Source organism: Streptomyces sp. NPDC058198 (assembly GCF_042882605.1).
GTDB lineage: Bacteria > Actinomycetota > Actinomycetes > Streptomycetales > Streptomycetaceae > Streptomyces.
Window position 1 is genome coordinate 256,831 of sequence record NZ_JBHVVP010000005.1, and the last position, 22,603, is coordinate 279,433.

At 70.4% G+C, this 22,603-nt stretch carries 21 protein-coding genes and 1 tRNA gene; 13 read left to right on the forward strand and 9 right to left on the reverse strand.

Annotated elements, in window-relative coordinates; genetic code table 11:
- The first annotated feature begins 4 nt into the window (after positions 1-4).
- The 5 genes from ACFVWW_RS20055 (at position 5) to ACFVWW_RS20075 (ending at position 7,077) form a co-directional block, all read left to right on the forward strand.
- Positions 5-1,420: an FAD-binding oxidoreductase gene (locus tag ACFVWW_RS20055; RefSeq protein WP_386877619.1), complete on the forward strand. Its 1,416-nt coding sequence runs from the start codon at positions 5-7 to the stop codon at positions 1,418-1,420.
- Positions 1,421-1,435: 15 nt separating this feature from the next.
- Positions 1,436-2,494 (forward strand): amino acid--tRNA ligase-related protein, encoded by a 1,059-nt coding sequence (locus ACFVWW_RS20060; RefSeq protein WP_386877620.1) that lies wholly within the window; start codon positions 1,436-1,438, stop codon positions 2,492-2,494.
- A gap of 88 nt (positions 2,495-2,582) precedes the next feature.
- Entirely contained in the window at positions 2,583-3,359 is a 777-nt protein-coding gene (locus tag ACFVWW_RS20065; protein ID WP_384332889.1) for a thioesterase II family protein, read from the forward strand.
- Entirely contained in the window at positions 3,350-4,174 is an 825-nt protein-coding gene (locus ACFVWW_RS20070) for an SDR family oxidoreductase (protein WP_386877621.1), read from the forward strand. Before ACFVWW_RS20065 ends, ACFVWW_RS20070 begins: the two co-directional genes overlap by 10 nt.
- A 29-nt stretch (positions 4,175-4,203) precedes the next feature.
- Positions 4,204-7,077 carry an amino acid adenylation domain-containing protein gene (locus ACFVWW_RS20075; protein ID WP_386877622.1) on the forward strand — a complete coding sequence of 958 codons (2,874 nt, stop codon included), beginning with the start codon at positions 4,204-4,206 and terminating at the stop codon, positions 7,075-7,077.
- Here ACFVWW_RS20075 and ACFVWW_RS20080 read toward each other — a convergent pair.
- Complete coding sequence (locus ACFVWW_RS20080) at positions 7,032-7,859, reverse strand: TIM barrel protein (RefSeq protein ID WP_384187178.1); 828 nt, start codon at positions 7,857-7,859, stop codon at positions 7,032-7,034. The genes ACFVWW_RS20075 and ACFVWW_RS20080 overlap by 46 nt on opposite strands.
- A 367-nt stretch (positions 7,860-8,226) precedes the next feature.
- On the opposite strand from ACFVWW_RS20080, the gene ACFVWW_RS20085 reads away from it, so the two are divergent.
- Positions 8,227-9,252, forward strand: a complete 1,026-nt coding sequence (locus ACFVWW_RS20085) for an ABC transporter substrate-binding protein (protein WP_386877623.1) — start codon at positions 8,227-8,229, stop codon at positions 9,250-9,252.
- A gap of 116 nt (positions 9,253-9,368) precedes the next feature.
- Here the strand turns inward: ACFVWW_RS20085 and ACFVWW_RS20090 are convergent, their stop codons facing one another.
- The gene (locus ACFVWW_RS20090) at positions 9,369-9,605 is read right to left on the reverse strand and encodes a hypothetical protein (protein WP_384187173.1); all 237 of its coding nucleotides are present in this window, start codon (positions 9,603-9,605) and stop codon (positions 9,369-9,371) included.
- Between the two features lie 206 nt (positions 9,606-9,811).
- On the opposite strand from ACFVWW_RS20090, the gene ACFVWW_RS20095 reads away from it, so the two are divergent.
- A complete protein-coding gene (locus ACFVWW_RS20095; protein ID WP_384187171.1) occupies positions 9,812-10,351 on the forward strand; it encodes a hypothetical protein in 540 nt (179 codons plus the stop codon).
- 32 nt (positions 10,352-10,383) lie between these two features.
- Here the strand turns inward: ACFVWW_RS20095 and ACFVWW_RS20100 are convergent, their stop codons facing one another.
- A complete protein-coding gene (locus ACFVWW_RS20100) occupies positions 10,384-12,021 on the reverse strand; it encodes a beta-N-acetylhexosaminidase (protein WP_386877624.1) in 1,638 nt (545 codons plus the stop codon).
- A 261-nt stretch (positions 12,022-12,282) separates the two neighbouring features.
- Between ACFVWW_RS20100 and ACFVWW_RS20105 the strand changes: the two genes are divergently transcribed.
- Both ACFVWW_RS20105 and glmS read left to right on the forward strand, forming a co-directional pair.
- Positions 12,283-12,558 (forward strand): hypothetical protein, encoded by a 276-nt coding sequence (locus tag ACFVWW_RS20105; RefSeq protein ID WP_384187166.1) that lies wholly within the window; start codon positions 12,283-12,285, stop codon positions 12,556-12,558.
- A 59-nt stretch (positions 12,559-12,617) separates the two neighbouring features.
- Positions 12,618-14,447: a glutamine--fructose-6-phosphate transaminase (isomerizing) gene (gene glmS, locus ACFVWW_RS20110; RefSeq protein WP_384187163.1), complete on the forward strand. Its 1,830-nt coding sequence runs from the start codon at positions 12,618-12,620 to the stop codon at positions 14,445-14,447.
- 237 nt (positions 14,448-14,684) lie between these two features.
- On the opposite strand, the gene ACFVWW_RS20115 is transcribed toward glmS, so the two are convergent.
- Positions 14,685-15,263: an acetate uptake transporter gene (locus ACFVWW_RS20115; protein ID WP_384187160.1), complete on the reverse strand. Its 579-nt coding sequence runs from the start codon at positions 15,261-15,263 to the stop codon at positions 14,685-14,687.
- A 164-nt stretch (positions 15,264-15,427) separates the two neighbouring features.
- A complete protein-coding gene (locus ACFVWW_RS20120; protein ID WP_384187157.1) occupies positions 15,428-15,949 on the reverse strand; it encodes a universal stress protein in 522 nt (173 codons plus the stop codon).
- A 1,132-nt stretch (positions 15,950-17,081) separates the two neighbouring features.
- On the opposite strand from ACFVWW_RS20120, the gene ACFVWW_RS20125 reads away from it, so the two are divergent.
- The 3 genes from ACFVWW_RS20125 (at position 17,082) to ACFVWW_RS20135 (ending at position 19,090) form a co-directional block, all read left to right on the forward strand.
- Complete coding sequence (locus ACFVWW_RS20125) at positions 17,082-18,299, forward strand: GlxA family transcriptional regulator (RefSeq protein WP_384187155.1); 1,218 nt, start codon at positions 17,082-17,084, stop codon at positions 18,297-18,299.
- Between the two features lie 10 nt (positions 18,300-18,309).
- Complete coding sequence (orn, locus tag ACFVWW_RS20130) at positions 18,310-18,912, forward strand: oligoribonuclease (protein WP_384187152.1); 603 nt, start codon at positions 18,310-18,312, stop codon at positions 18,910-18,912.
- Between the two features lie 105 nt (positions 18,913-19,017).
- Positions 19,018-19,090 (forward strand) — tRNA-His (locus tag ACFVWW_RS20135).
- An 81-nt stretch (positions 19,091-19,171) separates the two neighbouring features.
- On the opposite strand, the gene ACFVWW_RS20140 is transcribed toward ACFVWW_RS20135, so the two are convergent.
- The 3 genes from ACFVWW_RS20140 to ACFVWW_RS20150 all read right to left on the reverse strand — a co-directional run bounded on the left by ACFVWW_RS20140 (position 19,172) and on the right by ACFVWW_RS20150 (position 21,492).
- On the reverse strand, positions 19,172-19,792 hold the full coding sequence (locus ACFVWW_RS20140) for a 2'-5' RNA ligase family protein (RefSeq protein WP_386877625.1): 621 nt from the start codon (positions 19,790-19,792) through the stop codon (positions 19,172-19,174).
- A 132-nt stretch (positions 19,793-19,924) separates the two neighbouring features.
- The gene (locus ACFVWW_RS20145) at positions 19,925-20,245 is read right to left on the reverse strand and encodes a 4a-hydroxytetrahydrobiopterin dehydratase (RefSeq protein WP_384187147.1); all 321 of its coding nucleotides are present in this window, start codon (positions 20,243-20,245) and stop codon (positions 19,925-19,927) included.
- Positions 20,246-20,247: 2 nt separating this feature from the next.
- Positions 20,248-21,492, reverse strand: a complete 1,245-nt coding sequence (locus ACFVWW_RS20150) for a Twin-arginine translocation pathway signal (RefSeq protein ID WP_386877626.1) — start codon at positions 21,490-21,492, stop codon at positions 20,248-20,250.
- Positions 21,493-21,673: 181 nt separating this feature from the next.
- Between ACFVWW_RS20150 and ACFVWW_RS20155 the strand changes: the two genes are divergently transcribed.
- Positions 21,674-22,105: a DUF6415 family natural product biosynthesis protein gene (locus ACFVWW_RS20155; RefSeq protein ID WP_386877627.1), complete on the forward strand. Its 432-nt coding sequence runs from the start codon at positions 21,674-21,676 to the stop codon at positions 22,103-22,105.
- Between the two features lie 89 nt (positions 22,106-22,194).
- Here ACFVWW_RS20155 and ACFVWW_RS20160 read toward each other — a convergent pair whose 3' ends face one another.
- The gene (locus ACFVWW_RS20160; protein ID WP_384187138.1) at positions 22,195-22,593 is read right to left on the reverse strand and encodes a DUF6221 family protein; all 399 of its coding nucleotides are present in this window, start codon (positions 22,591-22,593) and stop codon (positions 22,195-22,197) included.
- Positions 22,594-22,603 lie beyond the last annotated feature (10 nt).

Below are 22,603 nucleotides of genomic sequence, written 5' to 3' on the forward strand. Positions count from 1 at the left end.
CCCGATGACCGACGTGCTGGAACCGGTGTCCCAAGAGAACGCCGAACCGTTCCTGCGGAACCACTTCAAGGGCTCTCTCCTGGGCCCCGGCGACGCGGCGTACGACGAGGTACGCGCCGTGTGGAACGGCATGCACGACCGCCGGCCGAGCCTGATCGCCCGCTGTACCGGCGCCGCCGATGTCAGCGTCGCGCTGCGCTACGCCACCGCGTCCGGCCGCGCCGTCACCGTGCGCGGCGGCGGCCACAATGTCGCCGGCACCTCCGTCGCCGACGACGCCGTCATGATCGATCTGTCGCTGATGAACGGGGTCGACGTCGACCCCGGGACGGGGACCGCCCGGGCGCAGGGCGGCTGCCTGCTGCGGGACGTCGACGCCGCCACTCTCGCGCACGGCCTGGCGTGCCCGGCGGGCGTCGTCTCGCACACCGGCCTGGGCGGCCTCGCCCTCGGTGGCGGATACGGCTGGCTGGCCCGCAAGTGGGGCCTGACCTGTGATCACCTGCTGGCCGCCGAAGTGGTGCTGGCCGACGGCACGGTCGTCGAGGCCACCGAGGACGACCACGCCGGCCTGCTGTGGGGGCTGCGGGGCGGCGGCGGAAACCTCGGGGTCGTCACCCGTTTCACCCTGCGGCTGCGGCCGGTCGGTCCCGTACACCACCACACGGGTGTCTTCCCCCTCGACACAGCGGTGGCCGCGCTGGCCGGCTACCGGGAGTTCGCCGAGAAACAGGGCGTCGACCTGCACGCCGTCGCCACGCTGAAGCGGGCCGGCCACCACGACTGGATCCCGCGGCGGCTGCGCGGTCTCCCCGCGCTGTTCCTGACCGCCACCTGGTTCGGCGACCCCGCCGAGGGGCCGGCCAGGACCGCTCCGCTCTTCGCTGCCGCGGCGCCCGATGCCACCCTGACCCGGGTGATGTCGTTCGCCGAGCTGCAGGCCCTGGGGGACCACGGGGAGCCGCACGGCAACCGCTACTACACCAAGTCCTGCTACCTCACCGACCTGACCGAGGGTCCGATCGCCCAACTCCTCGATTCCACCCGGGAGATCGAGTCGCCCCTGTCGGCGATCGACTTCGAGTACCTGCGCGGCGCCATCAGCGACGTCGCCGACGAGGACTCCGCGTTCCCCCGGCGGGACGCCCCGTACATCTGCACCGTCTCGGCCCAGTGGACCGATCCGGCCGAGGACCCGGCGCACGCCGAGTGGAGCCGGCGGGGCGTCGCGCGGCTCGCCGAGTGGCACTACGGCGGCGCCTATGTGAACTACCTGCAGGACGAGCGGCCCGGCAAGGTCGCCGAGGTGTACGGCACGGCCCGCTACGAGCGGCTCGCGGCCCTCAAGCACCGCTACGACCCGGACAACGTCCTGGCCGGCAATCAGAACATCCCGCCCGCAGCTCATCCGCACGGCTAGGAGAGAAAGTCCATCATGTCGCTACCCCTGACCCCCCGGCCGCGCGTCGTCCCGCCGGCCACCTTCGACAGCAACGACCCCGCCGCCTTCGCGACAGCCCTGCGCTCCCCGTGGTACACGCTCATCGCCGATCTGCAGGACACCGTGCAGTGGGCCACCATGGACTACGCCCGTTCCCAAGGGCTGAAAAGCCTGTGGCTTCCGCTGACCACCCGCACCATCACCTGCCCCACCGGATTCGGCAGTGACACCGAAGCGGTGAAGGTCCAGGTCAACGGGGTGGACACCTACTTACAGGACTCGATGCAGTTCCTGCTCGAATACGGCTGCCGCCTCGCGCCGGGCGGCTGCTACACCATCATGCCGTCGTTCCGTGTCGAGACCCCCGACGCGACGCACCTCAACCAGTTCACCCACAGCGAGGGCGAGATACCCGGCGGTCTCGACGACCTCATCCGGTACGTCAACGGCTATGTGAAGGCCCTGGCCCGCGCCCTTCTCGACCGGCACGGCGACCAGCTGGCCGAGGCCCGTGGCGACGTCTCCCACCTGGAGCGCATGGCCGGGCACAGCGCGCCGTTCGCGCGGGTCACCTTCGACGAGGCGGTGACCATCCTCGGCGATGTCGAGGGCTGTGTGCGCGACGAGGGCGACTGGCGGACGCTGACCCGCAAGGGCGAGCGCCTGCTGATGTCCCGGGTGAGCGAGTTCGTGTGGATGACCCACTTCGACACCCTGTCGGTGCCGTTCTACCAGGCATTCGGCAACGACGAGGCGCACACGGCCCTCGCGGCCGACCTGCTCTTCGGCATGGGCGAGGTCGTCGGCTCCGGCGAGCGGCACGACGACCCGGACCAGCTGCGCAAGTCGATCGCCCTGCACAACGTCCGCGAGGAGGAGTACGACTGGTACGTCCGGATGCGCCAGGAGGCGCCGATGCGGACCTCCGGTTTCGGCATGGGCGTCGAGCGGTTCCTCATGTGGGTGCTCGACCACGACGACATCCGCGACCTCCCGCTGGTGTCCCGGGTCAACGAACCCGGCGCGTGGCCCGACGCCATCGTCCGCCCGTAAGACGCCATCGTCCGCCCCGTAACCCGGTGTCGCACCCCGGCCGCGCTCCCGCCGGGCCGGGGTGCGGCCCGACACGAATTGAGGTGCCATGAGCTCAGAACCCGTACCAGAACCCGTACCTGTCCTGTGCCTTCCGTACGCCGGTGCGGGCGCCGGCCTGTTCTGGAAGTGGCAGCGGCTGACGCCGGCCGGTCTCCGGCTGGCGCCCCTGCAGCTGCCCGGCCGTGAGGAGCGCACCGACGAGGAGCCGCACCGCGATGTGGCCCGTGCGCTGCACACGCTGCTGCCCGAGGCGCTCGACGCCGTGCGGGGGCACTCCCGGGTCGCCGTGTTCGGCCACAGCCTCGGCGCCGTCCTCGCCTACGAGCTGGCCCGCGCCCTCGAAGAGCGTACGGAGCTGCCCGTCGCGCATGTCTTCGTGAGCGGATCCCCGGCGCCGGACCGGGGGCGCGTTCAGCAGGAGGCCGACCTGACCGACGACGAGTTCGTCGCGCGGGTGGAGGAGCTCGCCGGCTACCGCCACCCCGCCTTCGACTCCCCCGAGTTCAGGGAGCTGATGCTGCCCACGCTGCGCGCGGACGTGGCGATGCACGAGGCGTACCGCCCCGCGTCGGACTGCCCCATCCAGGCACCGGTCACCAGCCTGCGCGGCAGCGACGACGCCCTGGTGACCGAGGAGGACGCACGGCGGTGGCGGACGGCCACCAGCGGCTCCTTCAGCTACGCCGAGCTGCCGGGGGGCCATATGTACCTGGCCGACTCCGCCGCTCAGGTGATCGGTCTCATGGAAGCGACGCTGGACAAAGCCGCCCGGCGGACCGTGCTCGCGGACCGCCCGTCGGGTTCCGGTGCGGCATGCGGCTAGCGGGCAGGACCGTCGTCGTGACCGGCGCCGGCCGGGGTCTCGGCCGGATGTGCGCGGTGCGTTTCGCCGAGGAGGGCGCGGATCTGGTCCTCCTCGACGCCGGCGGGGACATCGGGGGCGTGCCCTACCCGCTCGCCACCGAATCCCAGCTGGAGCGCACCGCGCACCTGTGCCGGAAGGCCGGTGCGACGACGCTGAGCGTGCTCGCCGATGTGCGCGACACCGCGGCCGTGACCGCGGCGGTGGACACCGCGCTGCGGCGCTTCGACCGGATCGACGTCCTGGTCAACAACGCCGGGATCGCCGCTCCTTCGGGCACACCCGTGCACGAGATCACGGACGACGCATGGCAGTTGATGCTGGATGTCGACCTGTCCGGCGCGTGGCGCATGATCAGGGCGGTCGCCCCCGACATGCTGCGCCGGCGCGAGGGCAGCATCATCAACATCGCGTCCACCGCCGGGCTGGTGGGCTACCGGAACTTCGCGGCCTATGTCGCCGCCAAGCACGCCCTGGTCGGCCTCACGAAAGCGGCGGCTCTGGACTTCGCCCCGCTGCGGGTCCGGGTCAACGCCGTCTGCCCCGGCTCGGTGCGCGACGCCTCGCACGTCGAGGGCCGGATGCTGTCGGAGATCGCCCGCAGCCTCGACGTCGGCGCCGACGAGTACGAACAGGCCTTCGTCACCACGCAGCCCATGAACACGCTGGTGGAGCCGGAGGACGTGGCGGGCGCCGTCCTGTGGCTGGCCGGCGACGACTCCCGTCAGGTGACGGGCACCACGGTCACCGTCGACGGTGGATTCACCGCGCGATGAGCGACACCCGGACACGACGAGGAGGAGACATGACCGACAGGCCCCGCCCCCGGTCCGGGGGTTCCACCGTCCTCGGCGACAGCGCCGAACACGGCATCGCCGTACGGCTCACCGACGCGGCCCGGATCCGTACCGCGCGGGCGAACATCGAGCGGGCCGCTGCGTCGGCCGACGCCACCCGGGTGGGCAGCTTCTGGGTCCAGGACGCCGGGACGCCGGCCGGGACGGCGCACGCCGGCCGGGCGCGGCAGCGGGAGGTGCGGCGCCCGCTGAGCCACGGCGGCCTCGGGCTGCGCGTGGTCCTCACGCGGTACCCCGACGGGGTCGCCGATCTGGTGGCGGTCGCCCGCCGCGGCGCTCTCGATCTCGCTGGGCTGCGCGCCCTCGTCCATGGACTGGCGGCGGCGGAGTGCGACGCGGCGGCGCTCGTACGGGAGCCTGCCCCGTCCGCGCACGGCGGCGCCGGATGGTCGCCGGCGACGGCGCCGCGGTGGGGCCTCGCGGACGACGACCCGCTGCCGCCCCTCCGGGCGCTGCCCGAGGGTGAGTTCACCCCCGAGGTGGCGACGGCCGCCGCGGCCGTGGCGCTCTCCCGGTACGAGCGCGGCGGCACGGTTCGGCTCGCCGTCGTCACCACGGAACCGGCCGGTCCGGCGCCGGGCGTCAGGGAGATCCGGCTGTCCGCCGGGGACGACCTGCCGCTCAGCGACCTTCTCGCACAGGTCCGGGCGGCGCTGACCGGGCCGTGCGGCCCGGTGGCGGACGATGTCCCCGCACTGTGCCTCGTACTGACCCGGCAGGAACCCGGCGAGGAGTACGTCCCCCTCCCGCCGGACGCTGTGCCCCTCGTGCTGACCTGGCGGAACGTGGCGGGGCAGGACGGGAAGGTGTCCCTGGCGGAGCACGCCCACGACGCGGCCGCGGTCCATCCCTCCGTCGCGCGGGACTTCGCGCGGCACACGGTGCACCTGGCGGCGCAGCTGGCCGAGGGCCCGGCCGGCCGGACCGTCGGTGACCTCGCCCTGCTGGACGGCGCCGACACCGCCGCGGCCGTCGGTACGGGACGTACCCCGCGCACCGCCCCGCCCCGCGCCACCGCGCTCCACGAGGTGGTGGCCCGGCTGGCCGCCGAACAGCCCGACGCCGTCGCGGTCTGCGACGCGACCCGGCGGCTGACCTACCGCGAACTCGACGAGCGGGCGACCGCGTGGGCGCGGGTGCTCGTGGACCGGGGCGCCGCGCCAGGACGGTTCGTCGGGGTGTGTCTGAAGCGCACGGTCGACCTGGTGGCGGCGCTGCTGGCGGTCCTCAAGACGGGTGCGGCGTATGTCCCGCTGGACCCGCAGGCCCCCGACGAGCGGCTCCGCCACATCGCCGAGGACGCGGACCTCGCCGTCGTCGTCACGTCCCTGTCGGGCTTTCCGGCCGGCCGGGGCGCCGTGGTGCTCAGGCCGGAGGCGCTCACGGCGGCCGCCGGTGACTCCGCGGGCGCCAAGCTTCCGGTGGTCGGTCCCGACGACGCGGCGTACGTCATCTACACCTCGGGGACGACCGGCCGCCCGAAGGGGGTGGTTGTCGCCCACGGCAATGTCCTCGCGCTGCTGGACGCGACCACCGACGACATGGCCCTCGGCCCCGACGACGTATGGACGTTCTTCCACTCGGCCGCCTTCGACTTCTCGGTGTGGGAGATCTGGGGCTGTCTGCTCACCGGCGGGCGGCTGGCCGTGGTGCCGTATCTGGTGACCCGGTCCCCCGAGGACTTTCACGCGCTGCTGGTCCGCGAAGGTGTCACGGTGCTCAGCCAGACGCCGTCGGCCTTCGCGGGACTGCTCGAAATGGACGCGCGGACGCAGGACGCCCGGACGCAGACGGCGTACGCCCCCCGGCTGATCGTTCTCGGCGGCGAGGCGTTCGATCCCCGTACGGTCGGCGGTTGGTTCAGCCGCCACCCGGACGGCGAGTGCCGCCTGGTCAACATGTACGGGATCACGGAGACGACCGTCCATGTGACGGCCCAGGACGTGCGGTCGTGGGACGCGCACCGGCGGATCCACGGCATCGGCCGCCCGATCCCCGGCTGGTCCCTGTCGGTACGCGACAGCCGGGGGCGGCCGCTGCCGCCGGGCGCCGTGGGCGAGATGTATGTCGGCGGCGCGGGGCTCGCCCTCGGCTATCTCAACCGGCCCGAACTGACCGCGGAACGCTTCGTGTCCGACCCCTTCAGCGGCGAACGGCTGTACCGCAGTGGTGATCTGGCGCGGCTCCGGCTCGACGGGACGCTGGACTATGTGGGCCGGCTCGACGAACAGGTGAAGATCCGGGGTTTCCGCATCGAGCTGGGTGAGGTGCGGTCGGTGCTGCTCAACGACCCCGGAACGGCGGACGCCGCCGTCCTGGTCGCGGGGCAGGAGGCCGGTCCCGCGCACGCCCGTCTGGTCGGTTACGTGGTGCTCAAGGAGGGCTCGACCACCGCCGACGTACGCCGCAGGATCGCGACGGTCCTGCCGGACTACATGGTCCCGGCGGACCTGGTCGACCTCCCGGCGCTGCCCCTCACCCTCAATGGAAAACTGGACCAAGCGGCTCTGCCGTCCCGTCGGCGCCCGCCGGCCGCGGCGATCGACCGGCCGCCGCGGCCGGCCGTGGACCGTACGGACCCGGTCTCGGCGATGCTGGAGGTCTGGCGTGTGGTGATCGCCGCCGACATGGGCCCGGAGGATCACTTCTTCGAGATGGGCGGCAACTCGCTGCTGGCCGTACGACTGCTGGCCGCGCTGCGTAAAGCCGGCTTCGGTTCGGTGAGCATGCGCGACCTGTACAGCCGTCCCACGCCGAGGGGCCTGGCGGAGGGACTTCAGGCGGCGGAGCCGGGAGCGGACTCCCAGATCCCGGTGAGGTAGTCGATGCCGGCCTCGACGCTCTGGTTGCGGGTCTCGAAGGCGATGATTCCCCGCCACTCCTGTGCCCGGATGGCGTGGGTGATGTCCCGGATCGAGAGGGTGCCGTCGTCGAGGGCGAGATGCGCGTCCTGGTCACCGGCGTTGTTGCTCAGCGACAGGGCCGCGATCGACGACGAGAACTTCTCGAACACGGGCGCGGCGGCCGACTGGTTCACGTTGGCGTGACCGACATCCAGAATGAACTTGATATCCGGAATCGCGTCCATCGCCGCCGCGAAGTCCATGTCCCGCGTGAAGACATACGAGAAGGGCCGGTACTTCGGGTAGTAGGAGAGGTTCTCCAGCCAGACGTCGACCCCCTTCTCGGTCGCTTCCCGCACCACCTCGGAAAGGACGGAGAAGAATCTTTCGAGCGCCGCGTCCCGGTGCGCCTTCGTCGGCCGCGGCTCGACGAAGGCACCGCCGTGTATGACGAGCGAGGTGGCTTCGATACGGGCGGCCAACTCGATCTCGCTGCGCACGTATTGCAGGGACGCCGCCCGGACCTCCGGTATCTCGGAGGCCAGCGGCGCCCGGAAGTTGCCGTGCAGGATGGGGGAAAGTCCCTGGTCAGCGGCGGCTGCCGCGAGACTGCGACGGCGCTCCGCGGACCAGCAGTGCGGCATGTCCGACATCAGGCTCGCATCGACGTACCAGTGGCTGCACCCCTCCGCCCTGGCTGCGGTCAGCCCCTCTTCCGCGCTCAGGTATCGCTGGACGGCGACACCGGTAGCAAATGACAAGGACCGGGTGTAATGCGAACTGTTCAAAGCCCACCTACTTCGCCAAATACCTGATCGCCGTACGCATCCATTGATGCGCACAGAATAGGAAAATCTGTCGGCAGTCTATGGGCGCCGGTCTTCGGGTATGCGGCAGAAGTAGCGGTAGATGAGGGGCAGTTAAGGCGCGCGTTTTGTCGTCCTCAGCAGCCTAGAGAATCAGCATTCGCTGGGGCCGCACATGATCGAAGTCCCGGCGGCCGGGAGGTGTCGTCCGTGGCGGAGCACAGGGCCGACGGGCCGGGATCGGCCACCAAGCAAGGTTAGGCTAACCTTCCTTTGGATTGCCCACCGGCCGGACACCGGCTCGTACGAAAGCGGACATGCCATGCCCCTCCCCCGAGTTTCCCCTCTCACCCGCCGCGGACTGCTCGCCGCCGGTGGCGCCGTCGGACTGGGCGCCGCGCTCGCCGCCTGCGGGGCCGGCGACGCGAAGGACAGCTCGGGTACGGGCGCCGGCGCACCGGGTCCGTGGTCCTTCAAGGACGACCGCGGCCAGACCGTGAAGGCCGACAGCATCCCCAAGAACATCGTCGCCTTCACCGGCACGGCCGCCGCGCTGCACGACTACGGCATCGAGGTGAAGGGCGTCTTCGGGCCGACGAAGACGAAGGACGGCACGCCCGACGTCCAGGCGGGCGATCTCGACATCGGCAAGGTCGAGATACTCGGCAATGTCTGGGGCGAGTTCAACGTCGAGAAGTACGCGGCGCTCAGCCCGGATCTGCTGATCACCGCGCAGTGGCTGAAGGGCGAACTCTGGTACGTGCCGGACCAGTCCAAGGACAAGATCCTCAAGCTGGCCCCGAGCGTGGCCCTGTGGGCGGCGGAGACCACCATCCCCCAGGCGATCCAGCGCCACGCGGAGCTGGCCGAGTCCCTCGGCGCCGACCTCAAGGCCCCGAAGGTCACGGACGCCAAGGCCCGTTTCGAGAAGGCCGCCGAGCGGCTGCGCCAGGCCGCCAAGTCGAAGCCGGACCTCACGGTGCTGGTCGGCTCGGCCAGCCAGGACCTCTTCTACGTCTCGCGCCCGAAGATGTCCGCCGACACGCTCTACTTCCAGCAGCTGGGCGTGAAGTTCATCGAGCCGAAGGTGAACGCGCAGGGCTTCTTCGAGGAGCTGAGCTGGGAGAACGTCGGCAAGTACGACGCCGACATCATCATGATGGACAACCGCTCCTCGGCCCTCCAGCCGTCGGCGCTGACATCCAAGCCGACCTGGGCGCAGCTGCCGGCCGTCAAGGCGGGCCAGGTCGTTCCGCGCGTCACCGAGCCCATCTTCTCGTACGACAAGTGCGCCCCGATCCTGGACGGCCTGGCCGAGGCCATCGAGAACGCGAAGAAGGCCCGCTGACCCCCACGACGACGGCAGGGACCGCCGTGGATCCGGCCTCACCGCTCACACGCGGGGCCGGGCCTCACCGCTCACGCGCGGGGCCGGGCCTCACCGCCCACGCGTGGGGCTGGATCTCACGAGTGGGGCTGGATCGACCCGTCGCCGTGCACACTCTCCCAGGCCGAAGGGCTGTAGACGATCTCGGTGGCCGTTTCCTCGTCACGGTGCGTCCGCCGCACGACCAGAGCTCCGCTGTCGTGCAGCAGGTAGCGGTAGCACGCCCCGTCCCGGTCCTCGTACGAGACGATGCGGCTGGACGGCTCAAGGCCCGGGGGGATGGCTGTCGGCAGCAAGGCGACGTGGACTGTCATATATCGACTGTACGTCCGGCATCCGCTCACGATCCGTATGTGAGCCCCTCGGGAGCCGGCGTCGGCCGCCGCGGTCCGCCGTCCGGGCTGCGGCGGCCGACGCGTGGTGGGAAAATTTCTGGTGGGGCAGGGAGGACACGGCGCTGGAGGAGCAGGGGGCACACGGCGGCGGAGACGAGGAGACCCACGCAGACGAGGAGATTCCCATGTCAGACGTCCGGTCCGATCTGGTCCTGTCCCAGTCGGTCCACAGCCACGTGATCAACGCCCCCCTCGGGAAGGTCGACCTCGCGAAGTGGCTGCTCAGCCTGCCTGACGCCGAGTACCAGCGCTGCGCGCCGCCGGACCATGTAGCCGCCGGGGCCACCACGACCGACGACGGCCGGCCGATGTCGGTCAACGTCGAGATGATCGGCACCGGCCTCATGATCCAGCATTACGTGGGCGACATCACCGGGCGGGACCACTGCCGGATGGTGTCCCTTTCCGATGTCTTCACCCCCACCGGGCGCACCAGAGTGCAGGTGATCTGGGAGCTCAGCGCGAAGCGGATCGACGACGATCACTGTGAGTACACCAACTCCGTGACCGCGCATCCGACGGAGGAGTTCCTCGCCTTCCTCAAGGAACACGACACCTCCTTCGAGCAGGCCGCCCAGGACCGGCAGGCCGCGTCCTCGGACCACAACAGCCGTGAGACCCCTCTCTTCGCGGGAAGCATCGAACGCGCGGCACTCGCGGTATGACGCGCGGCAGTCGCGGGGTGACCGGACGGGGCCTACTCGGTCGGCCAGGGCACCAGCGGTGAGCGGTAGTAGTCGATTCCGAGCGCCGCCATCCGCGGCCCCTGCGCCGCGAGCCGCGTCTTGTAGGTGTCCCAGTCGTGCGTGGCCGCCGGTGACCAGCCGAGTTCCGCGACACCGGGCAGCCGCGGGAAGGCCATGACTTCGAGCTGGTCGTTGGTCGCGAGGGTCTCGGTCCAGAGCGGCGCCTCGACGCCGAGCACCGCGTCCTCGGGCACCCCGGCGGCGGCGAGATAGGTCGCCGGGTTCCAGTCGTACGAGCGGTCCACCTCGGTGTAGCCGGCCCAGGACTGGCCCAGCACGGTGTTCTTGTCGTACTTCATATCGAGGTAGACCCGGTCCGCCGGGGAGAGGATCAGCCGGGTGCCCTTCCGCGCCGCGGCCGCGACCTGCGCACGCTCGGCCGCGCCGGTGGCGTCGTAGCCCCAGTACTGGGCGACGGCTCCCGGCACGGGCGTGGCCCCGGTCAGCTGATGCCAGCCGACCACGGTCTTCCCGTACTTCTGGACGGCGGCCTGCGCCCGGTCCATGAAGGCCACGTAGTCGGCATGGCTGGTGGAGTGCGCCTCGTCGCCGCCGATGTGGAGGTACTTCCCGGGGGTGAGCGCGGCCAGCTCACGGACCACGTCGTCCACGAAGTCGTACGTGATCTCCTTCGGCGCGCACAGCGAGCTGAAGCCGACGCTCGTGCCGGTGTAGAGCGGGGGCGCGACGCCGTCGCAGTTCAGCTCGGCGTACGAGGCGAGGGCGGCGTTGGTGTGGCCCGGCATGTCGATCTCCGGGATGACCTCCAGCTGCCGCGAGGCGGCGTAGCTCACGAGGTCGCGGTACTGGGCCTTGGTGTAGTAACCGCCCGGTCCGCCGCCGACCTGGGTGGAGCCTCCGTAGGTGGCCAGCCGGGGCCAGGAGTCGATGGCGATCCGCCATCCCTGGTCGTCGGAGAGGTGCAGATGCAGTTTGTTGATCTTGTAGAGCGCCAACTGATCGATATAGAGCTTGACCTGATCCGGCGTCAGGAAGTGCCGCGAGACATCGAGCATCGCGCCCCGGTAGGCGTAGCGCGGGGTGTCGGTGATGGTGCCGCCCGCGATCGTCCAGGGACCGCGCTGTCTGCTGTCCTTCTCCACCGAGACGGGCAGCAGCTGGCGCAGGGTCTGGACGCCGTGGAAGAGCCCGGCCGGCTTATGGGCGGTAAGGGTGATGCCGCCGCGCCCGGACTCCAGCCGGTAGCCCTCCTCGCCCAGGCTCCGGTCGCCCGCGCCGAGCCGCAGCCGGATGCCGGCCGCGCCGCGATCGTCGGTGACCGGCAGGGCGTAGCCGGTGGCGGGCCTCAGCAGCCCGGCCAGATAGGAGCCGATCCGCCGTACCTCGCGCGCGTCCCGGCGCGGTCCTTCGTCGACCAGGATGCGGGTCCTCGCGGTGATGGCGTACGGCGATCCGCCCGGCCTCACCCGTGCCGGCGCCGGCACGACCTGCCCGAGCGGGGTGGTGACGGGGGTGCGGGCAGGGGCCGGACTGCCACGCTCCGGCGCTGCCGCGACGCTGGAGATACCGGCCGCCACGACGAGCAGCAGCGAACCGAACAGACGGGGTAACGTCCCGCGCTCTCGCACAGGCCGCCTCACAGGGTTTCTCACAAGGGTGTCCCTTCGACGGGGTGCTCACTTGTGGTGCCACGCGACCGAACACCCCCATGGGAACCGCGCGCCCCACTCGCGTCAAGGTGTAGACCAATTTCCGGCCCTTCTGACGGAAGAATCCCCGCACGGCTCCAAACGGAGCCATTCCCCCTTTCAGACCCCGATCGGGGTGAGTCCTGCCCGATTCCGGGCAGATTTGTTGCGAAGAGTCGCGCGCACACGCAATATCAACGAGTGCTCGAACGCCGCTCTTCGTACGACGACCTCATCGACCATCTGGTCCGCAGCACCGCGCTCCAGCGCGGCGAGGCGGCCCGGGTGGTACTCGACGTGCTGGCGTACTTCGACGAGACGACGGAGGAATTCGTACGCCGCCGCCACCGCGAGATGCAGTCGGGCGGCAGCACCAACGCGGAGATCTTCGAGCGGATCGCGGCCGAGCTGCCGCACCGCGCGGTGGCACCTCCGGAGCTCTCGCTCCGGCAGCTGCGCCGCATCGTCTACGGCTGACATCGTTCACGGCCGCACCCGGCCGGCACACACCGTAAAACAGGAGGGTCGGAGACCGTATGTGCGGAATCGTGGGATATATCGGAAAGCGTGATGTAGCTCCACTGCTGCTGGAGGGCTTGCAGCGGCTGGAGTACCGGGGGTATGACTCCGCCGGTCTGGTCATCACCGGCAAGCCGGCCGCGGGCAAGGCGGCCACGCTGAAGATGGTCAAGGCCAAGGGCAGGGTCCGCGAGCTGGAGGCCCGTGTCCCCAAGCGCTTCGCCGGCACCACCGGCATCGCGCACACCCGCTGGGCCACCCACGGCGCCCCGAGCGACGAGAACGCGCACCCTCACATGGACCCCGAGGGCAAGGTCGCGATCGTCCACAACGGCATCATCGACAACGCCTCCGAGCTGCGCGTCAAGCTGGAGGCGGACGGCGTGGTGTTCCTCTCCGAGACCGACACGGAGGTGGTGACCCATCTGATCGCCCGCTCCCAGGCCTCGACCCTGGAGGAGAAGGTCCGCCAGGCGCTCCAGTTGATCGAGGGCACGTACGGCATCGCCGTCCTGCACGCCGACTTCGCGGACCGTATCGTCGTCGCCCGCAACGGCTCGCCGGTCGTCCTCGGCATCGGCGAGAAGGAGATGTTCGTCGCCTCCGACGTCGCCGCGCTGGTCTCCCACACCCGCCAGGTCGTCACGCTCGAAGACGGCGAGATGGCCACGCTCAAGGCCGACGACTTCCGTACGTACACCACCGAGGGCTCCCGTACCTCGGCCACGCCGACCACCGTGGAGTGGGAGGCCGAGTCGTACGACATGGGCGGCCACGACACGTACATGCACAAGGAGATCTCGGAGCAGCCCGACGCGGTGGACCGGGTGCTGCGCGGCCGGATCGACGACCGGTTCTCCACCGTGCACCTGGGCGGCCTCAACCTGGACGCCCGCGAGGCGCGCGGGGTGCGCCGGATCAAGATCCTCGGCTGTGGCACCTCGTACCACGCGGGCATGATCGGCGCGCAGCTGATCGAGGAGCTGGCGCGGATCCCCGCGGACGCGGAGCCCGCCTCCGAGTTCCGCTACCGCAATCCGGTCGTGGACCCCGACACCCTCTATGTCGCGGTGTCCCAGTCCGGCGAGACGTACGACGTACTGGCCGCCGTGCAGGAACTGAAGCGCAAGGGCGCGCGCGTGCTGGGCGTGGTGAACGTCGTCGGCTCGGCCATCGCCAGGGAGACCGACGGCGGGGTGTACGTGCACGCGGGCCCGGAGGTCTGTGTCGTCTCCACCAAGTGCTTCACCAACACCGTGGTCTCCTTCGCGCTGCTCGCGCTGCATCTGGGCCGGATCCGCGATCTGTCCGTCGCCGACGGCAAGCGGATCATCGGCGGACTGCGCAAGCTGCCCGCCCAGATCGCCGAGATCCTGGCGACCGAGGACGACATCGCGAAGCTGGCCGCGGAGTACGCGCAGGCCAAGTCGATGATGTTCATCGGCCGGGTGCGCGGCTATCCGGTCGCCCGCGAGGCGTCGCTGAAGCTCAAGGAGGTCTCGTACATCCATGCCGAGGCCTATCCGGCCTCCGAGCTCAAGCACGGCCCGCTCGCGCTGATCGAGCCCGCGATGCCGACGGTCGCGATCGTCCCCGACGACGATCTGCTGGAGAAGAACCGCGCCGCGCTGGAGGAGATCAAGGCCCGCAGCGGTCCGATCCTGGCGGTGGCGCACCAGCCGCAGGAGAAGGCCGACCACACCATCGTCGTACCGAAGAACGAGACCGAGCTGGACGCGATCCTGCTGGGCATCCCGCTCCAGCTGCTGGCGTACCACACGGCGCTGGCGCTGGGCCGGGACATCGACAAGCCCCGGAACCTCGCGAAGTCCGTCACGGTCGAATAGGCGGCCGGCCGGACCCGCGTGTGCCGGGCGGGGCCGTCGAGCCGGCCTGCGTACGCGGGGCTGTCCCCCGTACGCCGGGCCCGGCCCCTGACGTACGGCGAGAGCGCCCCCAGTGCGTGCCACCCATCGCACTGGAGACGCTCTCCGGAGGGGCCGGCGCTGCCCGGGCGCCGGCCCGCAGCTGCCTCAGAGCCTGTCGGGCGACCTCTGATCGGGCGAAGGTCACCCGGCACACTCTCAGCCGGTGGCCGTCACTCCCCGGCCGGCAGCACGGCGGCGCGGCAGTGCGGTCGGCCATTTGGCGAGCGCGGCCGTCGCTCCGTACCAGGAGGCGAGGCCGGCGAGGGCGGCGATCCAGCCGCCGGTCTTGGCGATGCCCGCGCTGTCGGCGAACTGGCCGACGGCGAGCAGCAGCAGCGCGACGAAGAACAGCCCGTAGGTGCCCTGGACGATCGGCCCCGAGCCCGCCGCACCGATGGTCAGGCTGAGCGCCAGCAGCGCCCACAGGATCAGGAAGAGTCCGGCCGCGTCCGCGGCGACAGGGTGGCCGGCTCCGGTCCCCCAGGTGAACCAGAAGGCGCCGAGGCCCGCGAAGGCCGTACCGGTGAACGAGTTGCCCGCGCGGAATTCGAGCAGGCCCGCGACGAAGAGCGCGACGCCGCCGACGTACAGCGCGAGGGTGACGGCATCGGCCGCCGTCACCCCGTCGATGACGCCGGTGCTGCCGACGCCGAAGGCCAACAGGGTGAGTCCGAGGGCGAGATGACCGAGAACCGAAGTTGAGGTAACGCTTCCCGCAGAGACGTCGTTGTCCACGGCGGGCTCCCTTCACGATGGGCGTTTATGCTGTGTCCCAGCGACCGTTATGTACCCTTCACAAGCGCGCAATCCACCTCTACGCGTGAGTAAATTCACGCTGGGTGCAAGGAAGTTGACACCGGCTCAACTAAGTGGCGGTGGAATGCGGGTGGCTCGCGGGGCTACGGAATCACTACGACGGGCCGCTGCGCGCGCCGCGCCAGCCGCCCCGCCACCGAGCCGAAGATCCGCCCGACGATGCCGTGGGTGGACCCGACGACGATCGCGTCGGCGGAGTACTCCTGGCCGACCTCTTCGAGTTCGTGGCAGATGTCGCCGCCGCGCTCGACCAGGATCCACGGCACCTCGGCGAGGTAGTCCGCGCAGGCCAGTTCGAGACCGAGCACCTCGGTGCGGTGGTCGGGCACATCCACGAAGACCGGGGGCTCACAGCCCGCCCAGACCGTGGTGGGCAGCCGGTTGGCGACATGGACGATGATCAGGCCGGAGCCCAGCCGCCTGGCCATGCCGATGGCGTACGCGAGCGCCCGCTCACTGGAGGTGGAGCCGTCGAAGCCGACCACCACTCCGTGCCGGAAGACCGGATCGCAGGAGGCGCGCGTCTGTTCCGCCGCTTGCAGGTCCGACAGCGGGTCGGCTACCTGCTTGCGGTCAGCGGGTTCGGGAATTTCGTGACCGGCCATTGGCGTCTCGGCGAAGGAGATCCTCTTGGGAAGGAACAACAATGGGCAGGGCGGGCGGAGCTGAGCTGTGTCCGGGAATCATCTTCCCAACCCCATACCCCCAAGGGTACGGCCACACTCCTCTCATTCCCAGAGTTGGCCGCCCCACACGCGGGGGTTCCAGGGAGCATGCACGAGGCCGCCCAGGATCGCAACGCCGGATGGCCTCTACAGCCGTCCTGGGCATGGCCGGACAACTCCGCTCCCCCGACGCCCCTCGCCCGCTGCGCGGCCTCCTGGAGCGCTCCCACGCCCGCGCCGTCGAGCACGCGGACCCCTGTCGCCACTTCGCGACGAAGGCGGCCGGGGATCGGCCGGGAAGCGTCTCGCCGACCGTCCTGGGCGTCCGTCGTGCCCGCCGTGCGGCCGCCGGCGGAGTCGGCGGGGACGACGGCCGGGCGGGCCGCGGCCGACCGTCCGCTGGTCCGCGCGGTTCTCCCGGCGTACGGCGGGCCCTTCGGCGGCCGGGTCGCGGACCACCCTCGGTCCGCCCGCCACGACCCGACCCGCCGGCCGCCGTCGCGTCGGTCCGAGCGCGTCGCCGCACCACCGCGTCCGGGGGAGGCTTCGGAGCAGCTTCGCGGGAGGCTTCCGAGGAGGCGATGATGTGCGGAACGTACCGAACGTCCGGAAGCCGGCGTTCCCGAAGGCGCCGGGGGCGCTCCGCGGCGCACGCGCGCGTGAAGGTAGTGCGCCGGGAGATTTGCGCTCTTCGCACAGACGCACCCATCGCTTTTCAGCCAACTTCACAGTTGGATGGCATCCTTGCCGAAATGGCCTGCCAACCCCCTTGCCACCAGGGAAGAAAGGACCGCACCTGTCCTCCGCACCCTACGGGGACGGGCCATGCACGCGAGGCCCACTTCCACTCGCGGCCCGTGAGTGGAACGCTTCGTGATCGAATGCTTCGCGCCAAGTTGCCTTGTCGACATAACGCCGGATGGAGAACTTGTCACGCCGGCACCACGGGACACAGTAGATTCGATCATGAGTAGCGAAGGCTGGGGACCCGTGCAAAACCGAGGGGAATCGTGCAGGAGCGAGAGGCCCGACAAGAACGGGGAGACGCGAACACCGAGGGGGGCTTAGCACCATGAGCCAGGACTCCACTGCCGCACCGGAGTCAGCACGGAAGCTTTCCGGGCGCCGACGCCGGGAAGTCGTCGCCGTGCTGCTGTTCAGCGGCGGCCCCATCTTCGAGAGCTCCATCCCGCTCTCCGTGTTCGGAATCGACCGCCAGGACGCCGGGGTTCCCCGCTATCGCCTGCTCGTCTGCGGTGGGGAGGACGGACCGCTGCGCACCACCGGCGGGCTCGAACTCAGCGCGCCGTACGGCCTGGAGGCGATCAGCAGGGCCGGCACGGTGGTCGTACCGGCCTGGCGGTCGATCACCTCGCCGCCACCACCGGAGGCACTGGACGCGCTGCGCCGCGCCCACGAGGAGGGCGCGAGAATCGTCGGTCTGTGCACCGGCGCGTTCGTGCTCGCCGCGGCGGGTCTGCTGGACGGCCGCCCGGCGACCACGCACTGGATGTACGCGCCGACGCTCGCCAAGCGCTATCCGTCCGTCCACGTGGATCCGCGGGAGCTGTTCGTCGACGACGGCGATGTGCTCACCTCCGCGGGCACGGCGGCCGGAATCGACCTGTGCCTGCACATAGTCCGGACCGACCACGGTGCGGAGGCCGCCGGGGCGCTCGCCCGCAGGCTGGTCGTACCGCCGCGGCGCAGTGGCGGCCAGGAGCGCTATCTGGACAGGTCTTTACCAGAAGAAATCGGCTCCGACCCGCTCGCCGAGGTCGTCGCCTGGGCGCTGGAGCATCTGCACGAGCAGTTCGACGTGGAGACGCTCGCGGCCCGTGCGTACATGAGCCGCCGCACCTTTGACCGGCGGTTCCGCTCGCTCACCGGGAGCGCTCCGCTGCAGTGGCTGATCACCCAGCGGGTGCTGCAGGCGCAGCGGCTGCTGGAGACCTCCGACTATTCGGTGGACGAGGTCGCGGGCCGCTGCGGCTTCCGCTCCCCGGTGGCGCTGCGCGGCCACTTCCGGCGTCAGCTGGGCTCCTCCCCCGCGGCCTACCGGTCCGCCTACCGGGCCCGGCGCCCGCAGGGCGAGTCCATGCAGTCGGGGGCCATGGAGCCGGTCGTACCGGCCCAGGCGTCCCCGCACTCCCGGCGGACGGCGGCGGCCGGCACCCACGGTCAGGCATCGGCCTCGTCGGCGATGCCCGAGCACGTCAAGCCTGGTTCCGACATGTACGCAACAGGTTCGGGCCGTCCGAGTCTGCCCGGCCAGCGGAGCGCCCCGTAGGGTAAGGCGCATGAACGATCGCATGGTGTGGATCGACTGCGAGATGACCGGGCTCTCGTTGGCGGACGACGCACTCATCGAGGTGGCCGCGCTGGTCACCGACTCGGAACTGAACGTGCTCGGCGACGGGGTGGACATCGTGATCCGCCCGCCGGACGCGGCGCTGGAGACCATGCCCGAGGTGGTGCGGCAGATGCACACCGCCTCGGGTCTCCTCGACGAGCTGGCGGGCGGCACCACGATGGCCGCCGCCGAGGAACAGGTCCTGGCGTACGTACGCCAGCACGTCAAGGAGCCCGGCAAGGCGCCGCTGTGCGGGAACTCGGTCGGCACCGACCGCGGCTTCCTGTTCCGCGACATGCCGACGCTGGAGGGATACCTCCACTACCGCATCGTCGACGTCTCCTCGGTCAAGGAACTGGCCCGCCGCTGGTACCCGCGGGCCTACTTCAACAGCCCGGAGAAGAGCGGCAACCACCGCGCGCTCGCCGACATCCGCGAATCCATCGCGGAGCTGCGCTACTACCGCGAGGCGGTCTTCGTCCCCCAGCCGGGCCCGGACTCCGACACGGCCAAACAGATCGCCGCGAAGCACGTGCTCAAGGCGGAATGAGGCCAGTACAGGGCCGCTGTCGCCCCCCGCACAAATACGGGCGCGAGCACCCTCGCGGACCCTGTACACTTTTTCTCGGCTGGTCGGGAAGATGACCGGCACATGGTGGGTATAGCTCAGCTGGCAGAGCACCTGGTTGTGGTCCAGGATGTCGCGGGTTCAAGTCCCGTTACTCACCCTTAGTGATCAAGGGCTGACCCTGCGGAATCGGGTTGGCCCTTTTTCATGCCCCGGTCCCTGTCCTGTCCTGTCCATGGAGTCAGCCGAGCGGCACCCTGGCGTACGGCTGCCACTCGTACATGCGGTTGTCCCTGTGCAGGACGATGAGCTCGGCCGACTCGATCCGCGCGACGGCCGGTGCGGCGTCGACCGCCTCCAGAGCCCCGGCCAAGGGCGCGACCGGCCCGTCGCCGCTGCTGTACGCCACCGACACGTGCGGCCGGAACCCCGCGGCGTCCTCAGGCACATCCGGAAGCACATCACCGATGGCCGCCCGGATCGCATCACGGACCGCACGCACCGGCTCGTCGGGCTTCACCGGCACGAGGACGGCCTCGGGGTCGATGACCGGCGCGAAGAGCGTGACATCGAAGGCCGGCACCGCCGCGAGGCGGCTGCGGGCCGCCTCGACGATCGCGTCCACGTCCGCCTGCTCGACCTCGTCGACGAAGTCGATGCCCTGCATGGTCAGGTGCAGCCACTGATCAGGAATCGGATCCAGCCCACCGACCCCGGCCAGCGCGGCACGGTACTGCCCGGCAAAGCGGTGCACGTCCGTCTGCCCACCGAACGTGAGATGCCAGGTATAGAAGCGCCGCCCCACACTCCATCCGGGCCGCCACCACCAGTGGTTACGCATGTGCACGGGTCGAGTCGTCATAACGCGAGATCCAACCAGCGCGAAGGCCGGCCTGACGAGAGGGCAAGGTGCTCACCGGACGCGAGCGGCCCGGATCCCGCATCCGTTCGCTCCGACTGCCGCAGCCGGATCCAAGCAGCTGCCCCGGCGGACCTAGCCCTCGCGGAGCGGCTCCGCCCCGTGCGCCTGCGCAATCGCGTCGATGCGCCGCGCGAGATCGAAGTCCGCGGCCGTCAGCTTGTGGCCGGCATCGTGCGTGGTGATCCCGAACCTCACCCGATCCCAGCGGAGATCGATGTCCGCGTGATGGCCGATCAGCCGCTCCACATCGGCGACGTGCACGATCATCGCCACGCCACCGTGATACCGGATCCCGAACGTCCGGGTGATCTCGTCGCCCGACCTCACCCATCCCGGCGCGGTCCCCAACGCCGCGGCGATCTCTTCCTCCGACAGCGGTCCCGGACTCGGCATCGTCAGCTCCCCTCGGTCACGGGCGCCAGCACCTCCGCGAGGTCCCGGCCGACCGGGGCATCCTGCCACGGCCGCATCGCACGCTCCAGGGCAACCAGTTCCCTGCGCATCCGCGCAGACCGGGTCTCGACCGCAATGCCGACGACGGTGCGGGCGATCTCCAGGGCGTGATCAGGCTCGCATGCCGCCGCAGCCGCTGTGGCGTGCCGGGCCATGTATACCCCACGGTCACGGCGCGCGGTCTCCGGGACAAGAGTCAAGACCTGCGTCCACAGAGCGCCGGCCTCCGCGCCCAGACCGAGCCGCCCGTAACAGGTGGCTCGCTGGACCTCCAGGTAGGCGGGAGTCCGCCTACAGGCGTTGCCCCAAGGTAGATCGTCATCGACCCTTGGCAGGAGCCCGTCCGCCTGATCGATGAGATGGTCCACCGCCGCGCGGTCGCCAACGAGGCTGGCTCCGTGGGCCTGCTGCTGAAGCGACATCACCCTCACTTTCGGCACCAGCCGGCCCGCATCGCCGAGGGCCGCTTCGCACAGGTCGATGACCGCGTATCCGTCCCCCAAGTCGGTGCGCACCTGCGCCTGATTGACCAGCGAGTAGCCGATCAAGTGCGGGTCTCGTGATCGCATGGCTATTTCCTGTGTCACCCCCCGCCAGAAGCTGGCTCCGTCCATGTCGCCGGCATCCTGGTACAACCAGCCGACGAGCGCCGCGTATGCAGCGCCGACCCGCAGCAGACCACGGCGCGTCTCACCCAGCGCTGAGCGCACGAGCTTGTCGATGAGCTGGTACTGCGCGCTGACAGTGCCGATCAGGTCGTGCGGGCCCAGGAACATGTCCGCTCGATAGTGCCCCTCCAACTGCTGCTGGAAGTAGTCGATCAGCGCAGGGTCGACGTGCTGCGGGGCCATAGGCCCGGCGACGAGTGCCGCAGCGGTGACGGACACGAACGCGCGGCGTTTCACGTCGGCCTCTTCGTGGTGTTCGGGCCGGATCCAGCCCGGCGGCGTGGTGAATCCAAGGTCCTCGGGCCAGCGTCCGAGCGCATCGTGCAGAACGATCGCTGTCTCCTCCGCCGGCCAGCCTGGACGATCACCCTCCCAGCGCCGCCACGTGCGGGCGGACACGGTGAACTGGCAGTCATCGAGGAGCCGCTGCCCGTGCTCTTGGAGCGCGACAGCGGCTGACTCGATCGTCCGCCACCCTCGACGAAGCCGAGCGGCCCTCAACGCATCGTTGCGACTCATGAGCCCAGTGTGAGGTGTCATCGTCCACGCTCCCGGCCACGGCCGCCACGTGGCCACGGATGGCCACTCCACGACCTGGTTCGCACCCGATCTGCAAACCGATCATCAATGCATATCCGCGGGGCGTACACCGTTTGCCCAGGTCGTCCCTTGCTTACCTGAATCAACGACAGGGGTTGTCGTGTACGCCAAAGCACAGTCCGAGACGGCCACCCAAGCCGCTCGTCCCGACAGCGCGGCGGCCGGTGAGAGTCCACCGGTGGGCGGGCTGACCGCCACCGCGCTCACCATCCAGGCCGTCATCGACCAGGCCCACTCGCTCGGCCGGGGCATCGGCGCCCGCGCCGATCTGGCCGACCTGGCCGGGCGGCTCCGTACCCACATCACCGCCCTGCTCCCCGCCGCACAGGCACACGCCGATCAGCTGTGGCGCGGCGGGACCGCCTGGTACACCCTCGTCTCGCGCCTCGACAGCATCCGGCAGGACACCGCGGAGGGTCTCGCCGTGGCGCCGCTGGCCGCGCACGTCCAGGTACGGCAACTCAGCCTCGACTGCGAGTGGCTGCTGACACGCTACGGAGCGGATCTCGCCGGAGCGGAGCCGACGCCATGAGAAGCGGCGACTACGTCACGTACGAGCCGTACGGGTACGGCACGGGGACCACCCCTGAACAGGTTCGCGCGCGGGCCGGCCGCGGCTGGTTACTTGGCGAAGCGGGGTAGCCATTTCACCTGGTAGTCGGGGTGGCCGGCGTGTTCCGCGGCTAGTTGGCGGACGACGAATCCCAGGCCGACCGCGCGGCCGGCCGGGAAGTCGTGGGCCGGGCGGTCGGTGTCCATGGGGGCCACTTCCGCGTACTCGTCCAGGAGGACCCGGCTCGTCTCGATGCGGCGGAGGGTGTGCGCCGGGTCCTGGCGGGCGATGTGCTGGTCGTAGCCCTCCGTCTTGACGCTGTACGAGATGCCGCCGGTGCGGTCGTGGACCTCGCCCGGCAGCTCGGGCGGGCAGCGCCAGGTGTCGCCGCCGGCCGCCTTCGCGATCTGTTCCTCCTCGTCGAGGCGTGCCCGGACGAACGCCACCAGGGCGTTGTGGTCTGTCATGAGGTTTCGG

Bases quoted from the DNA above. Each gene is read 5' to 3' on its own strand.
- ACFVWW_RS20160 (WP_384187138.1), bottom strand. From the start codon at position 22,593: ATGACAGACCACAACGCCCTGGTGGCGTTCGTCCGGGCACGCCTCGAC.
- ACFVWW_RS20055 (WP_386877619.1), top strand. From the start codon at position 5: ATGACCGACGTGCTGGAACCGGTGTCCCAAGAGAACGCCGAACCGTTC.
- ACFVWW_RS20140 (WP_386877625.1), bottom strand. From the start codon at position 19,792: ATGACGACTCGACCCGTGCACATGCGTAACCACTGGTGGTGGCGGCCC.
- ACFVWW_RS20060 (WP_386877620.1), top strand. From the start codon at position 1,436: ATGTCGCTACCCCTGACCCCCCGGCCGCGCGTCGTCCCGCCGGCCACC.
- ACFVWW_RS20125 (WP_384187155.1), top strand. From the start codon at position 17,082: ATGAGCCAGGACTCCACTGCCGCACCGGAGTCAGCACGGAAGCTTTCC.
- ACFVWW_RS20145 (WP_384187147.1), bottom strand. From the start codon at position 20,245: ATGCCGAGTCCGGGACCGCTGTCGGAGGAAGAGATCGCCGCGGCGTTG.
- orn (WP_384187152.1), top strand. From the start codon at position 18,310: ATGAACGATCGCATGGTGTGGATCGACTGCGAGATGACCGGGCTCTCG.
- ACFVWW_RS20085 (WP_386877623.1), top strand. From the start codon at position 8,227: ATGCCCCTCCCCCGAGTTTCCCCTCTCACCCGCCGCGGACTGCTCGCC.
- ACFVWW_RS20095 (WP_384187171.1), top strand. From the start codon at position 9,812: ATGTCAGACGTCCGGTCCGATCTGGTCCTGTCCCAGTCGGTCCACAGC.
- ACFVWW_RS20070 (WP_386877621.1), top strand. From the start codon at position 3,350: ATGCGGCTAGCGGGCAGGACCGTCGTCGTGACCGGCGCCGGCCGGGGT.
- ACFVWW_RS20120 (WP_384187157.1), bottom strand. From the start codon at position 15,949: ATGGCCGGTCACGAAATTCCCGAACCCGCTGACCGCAAGCAGGTAGCC.
- ACFVWW_RS20075 (WP_386877622.1), top strand. From the start codon at position 4,204: ATGACCGACAGGCCCCGCCCCCGGTCCGGGGGTTCCACCGTCCTCGGC.
- ACFVWW_RS20150 (WP_386877626.1), bottom strand. From the start codon at position 21,492: ATGAGTCGCAACGATGCGTTGAGGGCCGCTCGGCTTCGTCGAGGGTGG.
- ACFVWW_RS20090 (WP_384187173.1), bottom strand. From the start codon at position 9,605: ATGACAGTCCACGTCGCCTTGCTGCCGACAGCCATCCCCCCGGGCCTT.
- ACFVWW_RS20065 (WP_384332889.1), top strand. From the start codon at position 2,583: ATGAGCTCAGAACCCGTACCAGAACCCGTACCTGTCCTGTGCCTTCCG.
- glmS (WP_384187163.1), top strand. From the start codon at position 12,618: ATGTGCGGAATCGTGGGATATATCGGAAAGCGTGATGTAGCTCCACTG.